14 protein-coding genes are annotated in these 12,862 nt (G+C 63.8%); 3 read left to right on the top strand and 11 right to left on the bottom strand.

Annotation, left to right across the window (positions count from 1 at the left end; translation table 11 throughout):
• Window positions 1–424: 424 nt before the first annotated feature.
• Entirely contained in the window at window positions 425–1,441 is a 1,017-nt protein-coding gene (dusA, locus tag PVW48_RS13590) for a tRNA dihydrouridine(20/20a) synthase DusA (protein WP_274581737.1), read from the top strand.
• Between the two features lie 15 nt (window positions 1,442–1,456).
• Here the strand turns inward: dusA and PVW48_RS13585 are convergent, their stop codons facing one another.
• Window positions 1,457–1,870, bottom strand: coding sequence for a hypothetical protein (locus PVW48_RS13585; protein ID WP_012179174.1), 414 nt, complete (start codon window positions 1,868–1,870; stop codon window positions 1,457–1,459).
• 84 nt (window positions 1,871–1,954) lie between these two features.
• Between PVW48_RS13585 and PVW48_RS13580 the strand changes: the two genes are divergently transcribed.
• A complete protein-coding gene (locus tag PVW48_RS13580; protein ID WP_274581736.1) occupies window positions 1,955–2,947 on the top strand; it encodes a hypothetical protein in 993 nt (330 codons plus the stop codon).
• 131 nt (window positions 2,948–3,078) lie between these two features.
• Here the strand turns inward: PVW48_RS13580 and PVW48_RS13575 are convergent, their stop codons facing one another.
• From PVW48_RS13575 to PVW48_RS13545, 7 genes are all read right to left on the bottom strand, one after another.
• Window positions 3,079–4,815 (bottom strand): SulP family inorganic anion transporter, encoded by a 1,737-nt coding sequence (locus PVW48_RS13575; RefSeq protein ID WP_274581735.1) that lies wholly within the window; start codon window positions 4,813–4,815, stop codon window positions 3,079–3,081.
• A 383-nt stretch (window positions 4,816–5,198) separates the two neighbouring features.
• Window positions 5,199–6,083 carry an MBL fold metallo-hydrolase gene (locus PVW48_RS13570; RefSeq protein ID WP_012179178.1) on the bottom strand — a complete coding sequence of 295 codons (885 nt, stop codon included), beginning with the start codon at window positions 6,081–6,083 and terminating at the stop codon, window positions 5,199–5,201.
• A gap of 28 nt (window positions 6,084–6,111) precedes the next feature.
• Window positions 6,112–6,549, bottom strand: a complete 438-nt coding sequence (locus PVW48_RS13565) for a DUF6691 family protein (protein ID WP_274581734.1) — start codon at window positions 6,547–6,549, stop codon at window positions 6,112–6,114.
• A gap of 4 nt (window positions 6,550–6,553) precedes the next feature.
• Complete coding sequence (locus PVW48_RS13560; RefSeq protein ID WP_274581733.1) at window positions 6,554–6,988, bottom strand: YeeE/YedE family protein; 435 nt, start codon at window positions 6,986–6,988, stop codon at window positions 6,554–6,556.
• On the bottom strand, window positions 6,985–7,197 hold the full coding sequence (locus PVW48_RS13555; protein WP_274581732.1) for a YgaP family membrane protein: 213 nt from the start codon (window positions 7,195–7,197) through the stop codon (window positions 6,985–6,987). The genes PVW48_RS13560 and PVW48_RS13555 overlap by 4 nt, the downstream gene beginning before the upstream one ends.
• 102 nt (window positions 7,198–7,299) lie before the next feature.
• On the bottom strand, window positions 7,300–7,977 hold the full coding sequence (locus PVW48_RS13550) for a Crp/Fnr family transcriptional regulator (protein ID WP_012179182.1): 678 nt from the start codon (window positions 7,975–7,977) through the stop codon (window positions 7,300–7,302).
• An 84-nt stretch (window positions 7,978–8,061) separates the two neighbouring features.
• Window positions 8,062–8,754, bottom strand: a complete 693-nt coding sequence (locus tag PVW48_RS13545; protein ID WP_274581731.1) for a peroxiredoxin — start codon at window positions 8,752–8,754, stop codon at window positions 8,062–8,064.
• Window positions 8,755–8,825: 71 nt separating this feature from the next.
• Here PVW48_RS13545 and PVW48_RS13540 point away from each other — a divergent pair, with 71 nt between their 5' ends.
• On the top strand, window positions 8,826–9,743 hold the full coding sequence (locus tag PVW48_RS13540; RefSeq protein ID WP_274581730.1) for a hydrogen peroxide-inducible genes activator: 918 nt from the start codon (window positions 8,826–8,828) through the stop codon (window positions 9,741–9,743).
• Window positions 9,744–9,765: 22 nt separating this feature from the next.
• Here PVW48_RS13540 and PVW48_RS13535 read toward each other — a convergent pair whose 3' ends face one another.
• The 3 genes from PVW48_RS13535 to PVW48_RS13525 all read right to left on the bottom strand — a co-directional run bounded on the left by PVW48_RS13535 (window position 9,766) and on the right by PVW48_RS13525 (window position 12,697).
• Window positions 9,766–10,743 carry an SLAC1 anion channel family protein gene (locus PVW48_RS13535; protein WP_274581729.1) on the bottom strand — a complete coding sequence of 326 codons (978 nt, stop codon included), beginning with the start codon at window positions 10,741–10,743 and terminating at the stop codon, window positions 9,766–9,768.
• A 271-nt stretch (window positions 10,744–11,014) separates the two neighbouring features.
• On the bottom strand, window positions 11,015–11,383 hold the full coding sequence (locus tag PVW48_RS13530; protein ID WP_274581728.1) for a DUF5368 domain-containing protein: 369 nt from the start codon (window positions 11,381–11,383) through the stop codon (window positions 11,015–11,017).
• Window positions 11,384–11,395: 12 nt separating this feature from the next.
• Entirely contained in the window at window positions 11,396–12,697 is a 1,302-nt protein-coding gene (locus tag PVW48_RS13525) for an NAD(P)/FAD-dependent oxidoreductase (RefSeq protein WP_274581727.1), read from the bottom strand.
• Window positions 12,698–12,862: the final 165 nt, after the last annotated feature.

The raw sequence follows: 12,862 nt of genomic DNA, 5'->3' as shown, positions 1-12,862 counted from the left end.
TGGGCGGACTCTACCTCAAACTGGAGGAAGAAGCGGCTCTCAGGTCATTGGGGTTATGCATTCGGCGACCATCTGATCGCGTGTTCGAATCCCTCCTCGGCAGATTCTTCGTCGGTGCACCGTCATCACGCACTTTTTCATTTTGAGGAGCGGGGAGCGGTGCGGCCACTCGGTTGCCGGGAAACTGGATGATGTTTGCGGTCATAGTTGGACTTCCTTGGTCGATTGTAGACAGAAGGTTGGTCCGAGGTCAGAACCCCGGAAATCGGGACGCTCTGACGGCGTGGGAGGGCCTCTCGACCGCTTAAACGCGTGGCGTCGTGAGTTGCTACGCCGTAGCAACACGGCTCGCGAAACCCGGCGAAATAAGGCATAACCCGCCGGAATGGAGTGGTTTTGAAGCTGAGCAGCCGACGGGTGAGAGATGATTAGTGAAGAAAAATCAAATTCTTGCGGCTCTTCTCGGCTTTCCGTGGCGCCCATGATGGATTGGACCGACCGCCATTGCCGGATGTTCCATCGGCAGTTCACGCAGCATGCGTTGCTTTATACCGAGATGGTGACGGCTCCGGCAGTTGTGCGGGGGGATGCGGGACGGCTGCTGGAGCATGCCGAAGCCGAGCATCCCTTGGCGCTGCAACTCGGGGGGTCGGACCCGGTGGAGTTGGCGGAGGCTGTGCGGATCGCTTGCGGCCATGGCTTCGACGAAATCAACCTGAATGTCGGTTGCCCCTCGGACCGGGTGCAGTCGGGATGTTTCGGTGCGGTTCTGATGGAGCAGCCGGCGCTTGTGGCGCGCTGCGTGGCGGCGATGATCGCGGCTTCGGACGGTCCCGAGATCACCGTGAAGTGCCGGATCGGTGTCGATGACCAGCAACCGGAGGAGATGCTGCCGGGGTTCCTGCGCACGGTGTCGGAGGCCGGGGTGCGCCGGTTCACCATCCACGCGCGCAAGGCGTGGTTGCAGGGGCTCAGCCCGAAGGAGAACCGGGATATTCCGCCGCTGGACTATCCGCTGGTGGTGCGGATGAAACAGGCCTTCCCGGGGCTGCACCTGTCGATCAATGGCGGGATCACCGATCTGGATCAGGCGGCGGCGCATCTGGCATCGGGACTCGACGGGGTAATGATCGGGCGCGCGGCCTATCACGAGCCTGCCCGGGTGCTGGGCGATGCGGACCGGCGTTTCTTCGGTGGGGCGGAAACGGTAAGTGCCGAGACGGCGGTGGAGGCGATGCGCCCCTACATCGCCGACCATCTGGCGCGCGGCGGCAAGCTGGCGCAGATCACGCGCCATATGCTCGGTGCCTTTGCCGGACGGCCCGGGGCGCGGGGCTGGCGGCGAGTGCTGTCCGAAGAAGGGCATCGCCCTGAGGCCGGGCTCGGCACGCTGGACCGGGCGCTGGCCCATATCGCGGACCCACACCGGCTGGCCGGGTAGGCCCCGCGCCCCCTGCTATTGCAATTCGATCTCGGAGCGCTGGAACGTAGCGGTGTCGGTAGTCCCGTCTTCGTAGGTCAGCGTGACCTCGACGCTCGTCAGGCTGTCGGGCTGGAAGGTCACGTAAGGCAGATGGCTGTCTAGGCGGAACGCGTTCGGGGCCGGGGTGCCTTCGTAGCAGGGCTCCATGAACTTGTTGTAGGTCTCGGGCGCGCCGTTGACGCGGAAGGTGATCTGCGTCAGCCCACAGCGCCAGCTCTCGATCTGGGTGAAATACAGCAGGTCCTGGCCGTTCAGCTTGCGGATCGCCACCCAGCTGGACTTCGTCGCGTCGAGGATGGGCTTCACCTCGGCGGCGGTGGTGAAGTTGGCCGCCCAAGTCGGGGTTGCGATCGCCAGCAACAGCACGGCAAGAGAAGTTCGGATCATTGCACACTCCGTTTACCAAGGTGGAATAGCAATTGTGCCCACCGGTGGTCCCGGCATACTGCAAAAAATGGAACAGGCCCAGAGATGAGCAACCCAGCGCCCGATGTCCTGGCGGTGATTCAGGCTGGACGGCTGTCTTATGAGGCTGTGATCTTCGCGGCGTCGTTTCGGGCGGCCAATCCGGAGTTTGCAGGAAGGCTGGTTTTTGCCGAGCCGCAGCCCGGGCCGCTCTGGCCCGGCACCGATCCGCGGGCGGAGCCGGAGGTGCGCGCCTTGCTGGAGGCGGAGTTCGGGGCGGTGATTTTGCCCTTCGCTTCGGAGGTGTTCGGGGCCTCCTACCCCCATGGCAACAAGATCGAGGCATTGAAGGTGCTGCCCGAGGGCGCGCCCTTCGTGTTTTTTGACACAGACACGCTGTTTACCGGACCACTGTCGGAGGTGCCGTTCGACTTCGCGCGGCCCACGGCCTCGATGCGGCGGACGGGAACCTGGCCGGTGATTGAACTGTACGGTCCCGGCTATACCGAGATCTGGCGCGCGCTCTATGACCGGTTCGGGCTGGATTTCGAAAGCTCCCTCGACCACAGCCAGCCGGAGGAATACTGGGAGCGGTATCTCTATTTCAACGCGGGCTGGTTTTTCGGCGCCTGTCCGCAGGTGTTTCATAAGCAGTTCCTGGAGATCGCCCGCAGTATCCGGGACGACCCGCCCGCGGCGCTGATCTGCCAGCCGCTGGACCCTTGGCTCGATCAGGTGGCGCTGCCGCTGGTGATCCATGGGCTCGGTGGCGCGCGCAACACGATCCCTGAGGGGCTGCTGGATGGGCGGGTCAGTTGTCACTACCGGCTGCTGCCGCTGCTCTTCGCGCGAGAGAGCGACGCGGTGGTCGAGACGCTGATGCGGGTCACCGCCCCCAACAAGGTCAAGAAGGTGCTCAAGGGCTCCGAGGCCGCCAAGCGCATGATCTATCAGGGGCGCGGAGCCAAGGCGCGGGCACTCTTCGACCGGACCGCCCTGCCCCCCCATGAACGCACGATCCGCAACACGCTCAAGCGCAACAGGCTATGGCTGCGCTGAAGCTGCGCGCGGCGCCTTCCCGTCGCCGCCTTGGGGACAATGACATCGGCGATCTTCGGGAAATGGACGCGCCCATGGACCGACTCGGCCTTCTGCGTCCCGTCGGGTGAGAGCATGTCGACCGCGCGCGTCTACTCCGTCACCTGCCCAAGCCCGGGTTTCGACAGGTGCATCCAGGCTTCGTATTGCGACAAAAATACCTGTCCGTTGAGATCGCGGATGAAATGGGATCTTTCGAGCCGGTCCATCACCGGCCCCTTCACCTCGGACAGGTGCAGACCGACGCCCATGTCCTTCAGCCGGTGGTTGATCGCCTCGAGGCTTTCCAGCGCGGAGTAATCCACTTCGTTGACCGCCGAGAACATCAGAACAACGTTTTCGATGCGACATCCTTCGGTCACGCGCTTCTGAATAAGATCCTCGAGGAAGCGGGCATTCACGAAATAGAGGCTTTCGTCCACACGCAGGGACACCAGGGTGGGGTCGGTATCGACCTTGTGGCGGTTGATGTTGCGAAAATGCTGGGTTCCGGGCACCAGGCCGACCTCGGCCACATGGGGGCGCGATGTCTTGTAGAGATGCAAAAGGACCGAGATCGTCACGCCGGAGGCCACGCCGACCTCGACCCCGAGCCCGAGGGTGAGCAGGATCGTCGCCGCAACGGCCGTGAAATCGGCGCGGGAGTAATCCCAGGTTTTCCGCAGGATCGACAGGTCGACAAGGCTCAGCACCGCCACGATGATCGTGGCCGCCAGCGTTGCGGTGGGCAGGTAGTAGACCAGAGGTGTCAGGGCCACCGCGGCAATTGCGAGCCCCACGGCGGTGAAAGCCCCCGCGGCGGGTGTCTCGGCCCCGGCGTCGAAATTCACTACCGAGCGGGCAAAACCGCCCGTGACCGGGTATCCGCCGGTAAAGGCCGCCCCGATATTGGCCGCGCCCAGCCCGATCAACTCCTGGTCCGGGTCGATCCGCTGGCGTTTCTTGGCCGCGAGCGTCTGTGCAACAGAGACGGATTCCACGAACCCGATCACCGAGATCAGGATCGCCGGCACCAGCAAGGCCCCGACCAGGTCAGGCGAGAGGCCGGGCAGGGTCAGCGGTGGCAGGCTTTGGGGCACGTCGCCCACGATATTGACACCACGCTCGGCCAGACCGAAGCCCCAGACGGCCAATGTCGTGCCCACCACCGCTGCCACCGGACCGGCCTTGGTCAGGATATCGGCGAGCAATGGGGGGGCGCCAAGCCTGCTCAACGTCGGCTTGAGGTTCTTGCGGACCCAGAACAGAAACCCGGAGGCACCGACCCCGATCACGACCGTGATCCAATTGATCTCGTCGAGATGCGCGACCAGGGAGACAAGGATTTCCGGCAAGGTGTGCCCACCGGCACGGACCCCGAGAATGTGTTTGAGCTGGCTCGCGGCAATCAGGATGCCCGAGGCCGTGATGAACCCGGCAATCACGGGATGGCTCAGAAAGTTGGCGAGAAACCCGAGGCGGAAGACCCCCATCAGCACCAGAAACCCACCCGACAGGAAAGCGAGCGTCAGCGCCGCGACGGCATAGCCCGCCGTGCCCTGCTCGGCGACTTGGCCGACCGCGGAGGCGGTCAGGAGCGACACCACCGCAACGGGTCCGACCGCCAACGCGCGACTGGTGCCGAATATCGCGTAGAGGATGATCGGCACGATCGAGGCGTAAAGCCCGGCCTCGGGCGGCAGACCGGCCAACAAGGCATAGGCCAGCGATTGCGGGATCAGCATGATCGTCACGATCACGGCCGCGATCATGTCGTTCGAAAATGCCTGACGGCTATAGGTCCGGCCCCAATCGAGCACGGGGATATGGCGCCTGAGTGTGTCGATCATGATGTCTGGTCCGAAGAAAGGCGCAAGCGGAGCCGTAGCGCTCCGCCCGCAAGTCAGCGCACAGGATGCGAGGACCTGCGCGACATTGGCAATCAGGTCACGTGACGGCGACTTTCAGCCTCTCGGGCCTCGCCATAAACGCCGTGCCGTGCAGCATCGCCGTCCAGCGGATCGGCGGCAGCGAGGGGTCGTTCAGGACCGAGGCCGCCCGCAAGCGCCGGGTCCCGTCGAGCAGGAAGACCGGGAAAGCGGGCTTGAGCGCGCCGCCATAACCGAACGCGGCCAGGACGATCCTGCCGCACGTCGGCGTGAGCGCGCAGGACCCGTAGCCGTGACCGCGTCGGTGATCTTTCCGAGGTCCAAGATCGTGTCGCTGCCGGGGTTCACAGACCGTTGACCGGCACTTTGAGCATCGGCTTGCCGTCCTTGTCGGTCGGGATCTCGCCCGCGCGCATGTTGACCTGCAGGGACGGGATGATCAGTTTCGGCATATCCAGCTGCGCATCCCGCTCGGTCCGGAACTTGACGAATTCCTCTTTCGTCTTGCCGCCGCCCACATGGATGTTGTGCGCCTTCTCTTCGCCGACGGTGGTTTCCCACTGGATGTCGCGGCCATCGGGCCCGTAATCGTGGCACATGAAAAGCCGCATCTCATCCGGCAGGGCCAGCACCTTCTGGATGCTGTCATAGAGCACGCCCGCGTCCCCACCCGGGAAATCGGCCCGGGCCGAGCCGCCGTCCGGCATGAAGAGCGTATCGCCCACAAAGGCCGCGTCGCCCATCACATGCACCATGCAGGCGGGTGTGTGACCCGGGGTGTACATGGCGAAGGCCTGCATGTTGCCGATAGTGTAGGTATCGCCATCCTCGAAGAGCCGGTCGAACTGCGAGCCGTCGCGCTGGAATTCGGTGCCTTCGTTGAAGACCTTGCCGAACGTGTCCTGCACGACCAGGATCTTCGATCCGATGCCGATCTTGCCACCCAACCTTTGCTGGATGTAGGGCGCGGCGGACAGGTGGTCGGCATGGACGTGGGTTTCAATGATCCACTCCAGCTTGAGCCCTTGCGTCTCGATTTCGCGGATCAATGCGTCGGCGTGATCATAGGTGATGCGCCCGGCGGCGTAGTCGATGTCCATCACGCTGTCGACAATGGCGCAGGCGTTGGATGACGGGTCTTTGACGATATAGCTGATCGTGTTCGTGGCCTCGTCGAAGAAGGCCTGAACGGACGGTTTGATGTCCATGTTGACGGGATAGGTCGTCATTTGCGTTATACTCCTCAGAGTAAAGAGATCAGGTCGCGGACGCGGACCGGCGTGTGGCCGCAGACTGGATGAACTTGGCCAGGAAGATGCCGGCGATGAGCGCGGCGGTGAAGGCGAAGACCTCCCACCGGCCGGTGCCGAGCGCGGGCAAGGCGCCGCCCGGGCAGAACCCGGCAATTCCCCAGCCGATGCCGAAAACGGCGGAGCCTCCGACAAGCCTTGCGTCGATTGCGCTGGATGTCGGCAGGCTGAACTTCTCCTCCAAGAGCGGTGCTGCGCGACCGAACACCAGCTTGTAGCCGATGAAGGTCGTGATCAGCGCACCGCCCATCACGAATATCAACGAAGGGTCCCAAGACCCTGCGATATCGAAGAAATTCAGAACCTTCGCGGGGTTCGCCATGCCGGACAGGGCGATGCCCACACCGAAGATCAGGCCGATCAGGTAAGTTGCAATCAGTTTCATGGCATCACCCTGCGATCACGTGACGGACGACGAAGACGGTCGCGAAGGTCGCCGCCATGAAGGTGAGCGTCGCCACGATCGACCGCGGGCTCAACCGCGCCATGCCGCACACCCCGTGCCCGGAGGTGCAGCCCGACCCGAAGGTCACACCGATACCGACGATCAGACCGCCGATCACGAGGGCCACGGTCGAAACCGGGACCTGCACGGCGGGCATCTGGCCGGTGATCAGCCAGACAACGGTAGGGCCCGTGACCATGCCCGCCAGGAGCGCGGCACGCCAGGCGAAATCCTGTCCCGAGGACGGCTGAACCAAACCGGCGAGCACACCGGTCGCGCCCATGACGCGACCGAGCACCAGCATCAGCAGGGTCGCGGCGACTCCGATCAGAATGCCCCCCGACAACGAGGCCCAGGGTGTGAATGCTGTCTCGATCATCCGCAGTCCTTGCACGTCTTGAGCCCGACGACGCTGTAGAGCGGGCAGTTGCCGACAAAGGCGGTCAGGGTGAATACGCCCGCGACGATCAGGGCGATCCAGAACAGAAGGCCCGCGCCCAGCATCGAGGTGCCGAGCGCGGCAAAGAGCAGCGCTGCGGCGATGAGGAGCCGCGCGACCCGGTCGAGTGTTCCCATGTTCGTGGTCATGATTTTCGTTCCCTCCAGAATCGATGCATCCTCTATGCCACGACGCGCGGCGTGGCTTTGGTGACTTGGTCACCGAGCGGCACATCACGAACCGGGAGCCGGCTATGAGCCATGGGCGCCGGAGGATTTCACCAGCCGTTCGAGACCTTCCCGGCCGACGATACGCACCTCGCCCCGCGACTGCTCGATCCAGCCTCGGCGCTGGAATTCCGACAGGGTCCGCGAGATGACCTCGCGCGCGGTTCCAAGCTCGGTGCCGAGGACGGCATGTGTGGCATGCACCACGTCGCTGCGATCCGCGAGTTCCAGCAACCGCGACGCCAGGCGCACGTCCATACGTTGGAACACGATATCGTCGATCAAGGTGAAAAGATCGGTGATCCGGCGCGAATAGGCCGTAAAGACAAACTCGCGGAACACCGGAGACTTCGCAACGAGATCGTCAAACATCTTGCGGGGAATGGCGACGGCCTTCACCGCTGTTTCCGCAGTGCCTTCGGCCGAGTAATCCTCGAATGCCAGCATGCAGGCGGTGGTCAGAACGCAGCTTTCCCCGGCATGCACCCGGTAGAGGAACACCTCCCGCCCGGTTTCGGATTTCTGCTGCACCTTGACCGTGCCGTCGAGCAGCAGAAGCAGGTTATCGGCCGTCTGACCGGGGGCGAAGATCTGTGTCCCCGCAGGGACCGATACGATCTGGCTGCCGTCTTCGAGCTCTGCTTGTATGTCGGCGGGCAGACGGCTCAGCCCCTTGAACTTGGCGATCCATGACGCGTCCATATTCTTGCCTCCCGGGCGATCGGTTCACTTTCGGCGCACGGGCGCAACCGCATGGCGGTTGCGCCTGTACTTCTGCTCAGCCCATCAGAGCGACTTGGTCGAAAAATACCAGTCCTTGGTGTCGAACCCTTCGGACATGCGGGCCTCTGCCGCTGCCGCGGTTTGCGGGGTCGGCACGATGACGTCCTGGCCCGGCGTCCAGTTTTCCGGCGTGGCGACCTTGTGCGTATCCGAGGTCTGCAGCGCTTTCACAAGGCGCAGGAATTCGTCTACGGAGCGCCCGTTGGTCATCGGATAGTAGACCATCGCCCGCAGGATGCCTTCGGGATCGATCACGAAGGTCGCCCGCACGGCCTGGGTGTCCGAGGCACCCGGCTGGATCATGCCGTAGGTTTGCGCGACCTTCATGTCGAGATCGGCAATGATCGGAAACGGAATTTCGATGCCGAAGCTGGCCTTGATCGACCGCATCCAGGCAATATGAGCATAATGGCTGTCGATCGACAGGCCGAGAAGCTGCGTGTCGAGCGCGGCGAACTCTTCTGCGCGGTTGGCGAAGGCCACGAATTCGGTGGTGCAAACCGGCGTGAAATCCGCCGGATGCGAAAACAGGATCAGCCACTTGCCCTTGTAATCGGCGTTCGTCTTGCGCCCATCGGTTGTCAGTGCGTCGAAGGCGGGCGCCGGTTCGTTCAGACGTGGCAGGCCGACAGAGGTCTCGGGCGTGGGGGTGGCATGGGCATTCATGTCTTGGCTCCGTGTTGTGATGATGAACATGACGTAGTCGCTCCGCCCTGATCTTTGAAATTGATTGTATCCCTCATCGTAATTCAATAAAGCGATAATCCATGACCACCCTGCGCCAACTCCGCTTTCTCGCGGCGCTCGATGACACCGGGAATTTCTCCAGGGCGGCCGAGCTTTGCCATGTGACCCAATCCACCCTGTCCACCGGTCTGAAGGAGCTCGAGGAACGTCTGGGGATCAAGGTGGCCGAACGCACGAAACAAAGCGTGATGATGACCCCGGTCGGTCGCGATCTGGCCGAGCGTGCCCGGGCCATCCTCGCACAGGTGCAGGATTTCGAACAGCGCGCCGCCCGTGAGAACGCTGCGGGCGCCTCGGTCCTGCGTCTGGGGGCCATCCCCACGGTGGGACCATTCCTGATGCCGCGGGCCATGCCGCTGCTGCGGCGCGCCCTGCCGGAGACGAAATTCTATCTGCGCGAGGAACTGACAGAGCCGCTGGTGGCCGGGCTGCTGGAGGGGCGGCTTGACCTTTTGCTGCTGGCGCTGCCGCATCCGCTGCCGACGCAGATCGAGGCCGAGATGCTGTTCTCCGACGGCTACCGGCTGGCCACCCCAACGGACCATCCGCTGGGCAATCGCAGCAGCGTGGGCGCGGGAGATCTGGCAGATCGGCAACTGCTCTTGCTGGAGAAGGGTCATTGCCTGCAGCGCCATGCGATTTCCAGCTTTTCCGGGATCAACCTGGACGAGGATCAGAGTTTCTCGGCCACCAGCCTCTCGACCCTGGTTGCGATGGTGGAAGAGGATTTGGGGATCACGCTCTTGCCGGACCTGGCGGTCGATGCCGGGATCTCGCAGGGCCACAGGTTACATCTGGGCCGGGTTGATGGTGCCTGTCCGCGCAGGGTGGCGCTGGCGTGGCGCAAGAGTTCGCCAAAAATCGAGGTGTTTCGAAAGATTGGTGCATGCCTCAAGGCGGCCCGTGCCGATCTGCAGAACTCGCCTGCAGCCGCCTGAAGCGGCGGCTTGGGAGTGCACGTCATTCCGGTTGGCAGATTTCCCCGGCCATCGCCGCGCGGATCGTCCGCAGGCCGAGCCCGAGAATGGTGAGGCCGAGCAGGCATAGCAGGACAAGGCCGGCCGCACGGTGCATCCCGGACCCCGACAGGTCCGCATAGCGAAACATCGCCGTCGTCAGCGCGGCCAGCGGGAAGGACAGTGCCCAGAACGACATCGCGAAGGGCAGCCGCAGCAGCGCAGGTACCTGCACCGCGACAAGTGCTGCGAAGAAGACCCCAGTGCTGAGCAAGACATGGGCCAGCGCATCGATCTGCCCGCCATTCAAGGCAAGCCAGGCGAGAAAGCCGACGGACGGCGGGGCGATCAGGATGACGAGGGTCGGGCGCAGCTTGCCAGGCAGAGGATCGTGAAAAATCAAGCGATTAAAGACCAGTGTCAACAGGATCAGCCAGAACAGCAACCCGACCGAGAAGAAATACCAACTGACCTCGAGATAGCCGAGATGGGCCCCCCCAAGGGGCAAGATCACGTTGGCCACAGCCGGGATGAACCAGGCAGGCGACAGCATGGCCGGGCCGAAGGCGCGATGGGAGATCCAGGCCGAGACAATCACCACCGTGAGGATCGCCTGCACGACGGCGCCGATGATCCACAGGGCTGCAGAAAGTGCGGGCATCCCGCTCTGCAGCAACAAGGACAAAAGCAGGATCGAGATGTTGGCGGCGGGAAAGAACGCCAGCCGGACAGGGTGGTGCCATTCCTGCGCGACAAAGGCGGCATGGCGCAGGGACTTCAGCCCATAGAGCGCGCCGAGCAGGATCAGAACAAGCGCCCCAAGGACGGTAATCGCCACCGAGGCCCCCTCAAAGCCGCCCGCCCGCAGGGCCAGGGCAAGGCCCAGAACCCCCATGGTGATCCCGAAGACCGTGATCGGATAATGGGCGAGCGATGGCTGCGGTGCCGCGGCTGCATCGCCCGGGTTTGCGTCGGTGCTCATGTTTCACGCTCCTGTGCTGCCCCGTCCGCGAAGATGGGTGCCGGAGGCATTCGTGTCATTCCATCGGTTTTCAACCGGACTTTCTGCACAACGGCCCCCGCGACATGCAGCGCGAGCAGCAGGTATCGAGCGGCCACGAGAAACACGATCCCACAATGCAGGGCCACTTGAATGCGGGAATACCTAACAGAAGTCGACATTGGGCCTGCCCTTGATTTGGTTGCATTGTGCGGAGCGAGGGTGCGGGAAATCCCCCGCTCCGACAGCGGTGTCAGATGTCCGCCTCACCCTTGGTACGCTTCGTGCCGAGAAGCGCTTCGAGAGTATAGACGAGAATGGCCATGCCGATGGCCCCCATCACGGCGATGCCGAGAAAGAGGATGATGTCGATCGGCCCGCCGAGATCCGCGAGGCGGCTGTCGGTCATCACCATGACGAACCAGACCGCAAGGACCGCGCCCACGGGCATGGACAGCTGCGCCACGAGGAATTTCTTCCAGCTCACCTCCCGGTCGCGAATGAGCACGTAGAAATAGCCGAAAGTCACCAAAACCGCTGCGGCCACCATGAACCAGAACAGGCCGCGGCCGAAAATTTCCTCGAAAACGGCGATCAGCGTTTCGAATGTCAGATCTTGCATTTCTTTTTCTCCTCAGGCTCGGCCACGCAACATCGCGTTGTAGGTGGCCTTCAGCGCCACTTCCTTCATCAGCCAGCTGATCCACAGCTCTTCGAGCGGCGCGATCATGCCGGGGAAGGACGGCACGAGGTTGTCGTGGTAGTCGAACTCCACCAGCATGGCGCGCCCGATCCGGGTGATCATCGGGCAGGAAGTGTAGCCGTCATAGGTCTCGGTGCCTTCCCGGCCCTCGATGCCCGCAACGATGTGATCCTCGACCACGGGCACCTGCCATTTGACTGACGCCGCGGTCTTGCCCTTGGGCACCCCGGCGACATCGCCGAGCGCGAAAACCTCGGGGTAGCGCAGGTGGCGCAGGGTGGCCATGTCGCATTCGACCCAGCCCTGGTCGGTCCATCTGTCGGCCCAGGACAGCCCCGAGCGGCGCACGAAGTCCGGCGCACGTTGCGGCGGGACGACGTGGATATAATCATACTCCACCTCTTCCGAGCCGGACCCGGTGGCAAAGGTTGCCCGTCTCGCGCCCGCATCAATGCCGGTCAGCGTGCGGTTCATCATGGTGTCGACACCGCGGTCCTCGAACAGCATCCGGACCTTCTCGGCCACGATGGGCACCCCGAAGAGCGTGGCTTGCGGCGCGACGTAGACCATGTTCATCCGCCCCGCATTGCCCGCCCGACGCGCGATGTCGTCGATCAGGAACGTATGCTTGAGCGGCGCGCCAGCGCATTTCATCTCGGTCGACGGACGGGTGAAGAGCCCCGTGCCGCCGTCCTCGACAAAACGGCTGGCGGCTGCCCAGGTGCGCGCAGCATACTCGGGCCCGGCATAGAGCGCGCCGATCCCGTTCTCGCCCACCATGTCCAGACTGAACCCCTCGATCGCATCGTGATCGAGGACCAGACCTGGTGCGACGACCAGCCAGTCGTAACCGAGCGTCTCGCCGCTCTCGGTCGAGACGGTCTTAGCCTCCGCGTCCACGGCGACCACGCGCTCGGGCAGCCATGTCACCCCCTCCGGAAGCCATTTTGCCGTGTCCGAGACCACGTATCCCCCCGGTTTCAAACCGGCCGCCACCAGCGTCAGGCCAGGCTGGTAGAGGTGCTCCCGGCGCGGGTCGATCAAAGTGATCTGCGCGCCTTCGAGCCGCCGCACCAGCCGGTTGGCCAGGGCGGTGCCACCCGCCCCCGCGCCGATGATCACGATGCGCGCCGATGTCTGAACGGGGCTGACCTGTGCCTCGGCGCTTGGCGAGACGAGCGAGGCCGCAGCCCCCCCGGCGACTGCCGCTGTCAGGAATTGTCTTCTGTCCATGATGTCCTCCTTCGGGTAGGGTCGCCCTCCGGCACTCCCTTGTTCCGCCCCGACCGCAGGTGTCGGTGGGTCGTGTTCCTCGATCAGCCTGCGGTCACGCTGCCGCTCCAGCCCATGGGCGCTTATCACGACGAAGATTGCGGCCCGGGACAGTCCCCGCGTGAC

Source organism: Dinoroseobacter sp. PD6, assembly GCF_028807315.1.
In the GTDB taxonomy this organism is placed as follows: Bacteria; Pseudomonadota; Alphaproteobacteria; order Rhodobacterales; family Rhodobacteraceae; genus Dinoroseobacter; species Dinoroseobacter shibae.
The sequence above is the reverse complement of the archived record's forward strand: the minus strand, read 5'-3'. Positions and strand labels throughout refer to the sequence as shown.

Coding starts and splice junctions, on each gene's coding strand:
- dusA (WP_274581737.1), top strand. CDS start 425: ATGATTAGTGAAGAAAAATCAAATTCTTGCGGCTCTTCTCGGCTTTCC.
- PVW48_RS13585 (WP_012179174.1), bottom strand. CDS start 1,870: ATGATCCGAACTTCTCTTGCCGTGCTGTTGCTGGCGATCGCAACCCCG.
- PVW48_RS13580 (WP_274581736.1), top strand. CDS start 1,955: ATGAGCAACCCAGCGCCCGATGTCCTGGCGGTGATTCAGGCTGGACGG.
- PVW48_RS13575 (WP_274581735.1), bottom strand. CDS start 4,815: ATGATCGACACACTCAGGCGCCATATCCCCGTGCTCGATTGGGGCCGG.
- PVW48_RS13570 (WP_012179178.1), bottom strand. CDS start 6,083: ATGACGACCTATCCCGTCAACATGGACATCAAACCGTCCGTTCAGGCC.
- PVW48_RS13565 (WP_274581734.1), bottom strand. CDS start 6,549: ATGAAACTGATTGCAACTTACCTGATCGGCCTGATCTTCGGTGTGGGC.
- PVW48_RS13560 (WP_274581733.1), bottom strand. CDS start 6,988: ATGATCGAGACAGCATTCACACCCTGGGCCTCGTTGTCGGGGGGCATT.
- PVW48_RS13555 (WP_274581732.1), bottom strand. CDS start 7,197: ATGACCACGAACATGGGAACACTCGACCGGGTCGCGCGGCTCCTCATC.
- PVW48_RS13550 (WP_012179182.1), bottom strand. CDS start 7,977: ATGGACGCGTCATGGATCGCCAAGTTCAAGGGGCTGAGCCGTCTGCCC.
- PVW48_RS13545 (WP_274581731.1), bottom strand. CDS start 8,754: ATGTTCATCATCACAACACGGAGCCAAGACATGAATGCCCATGCCACC.
- PVW48_RS13540 (WP_274581730.1), top strand. CDS start 8,826: ATGACCACCCTGCGCCAACTCCGCTTTCTCGCGGCGCTCGATGACACC.
- PVW48_RS13535 (WP_274581729.1), bottom strand. CDS start 10,743: ATGAGCACCGACGCAAACCCGGGCGATGCAGCCGCGGCACCGCAGCCA.
- PVW48_RS13530 (WP_274581728.1), bottom strand. CDS start 11,383: ATGCAAGATCTGACATTCGAAACGCTGATCGCCGTTTTCGAGGAAATT.
- PVW48_RS13525 (WP_274581727.1), bottom strand. CDS start 12,697: ATGGACAGAAGACAATTCCTGACAGCGGCAGTCGCCGGGGGGGCTGCG.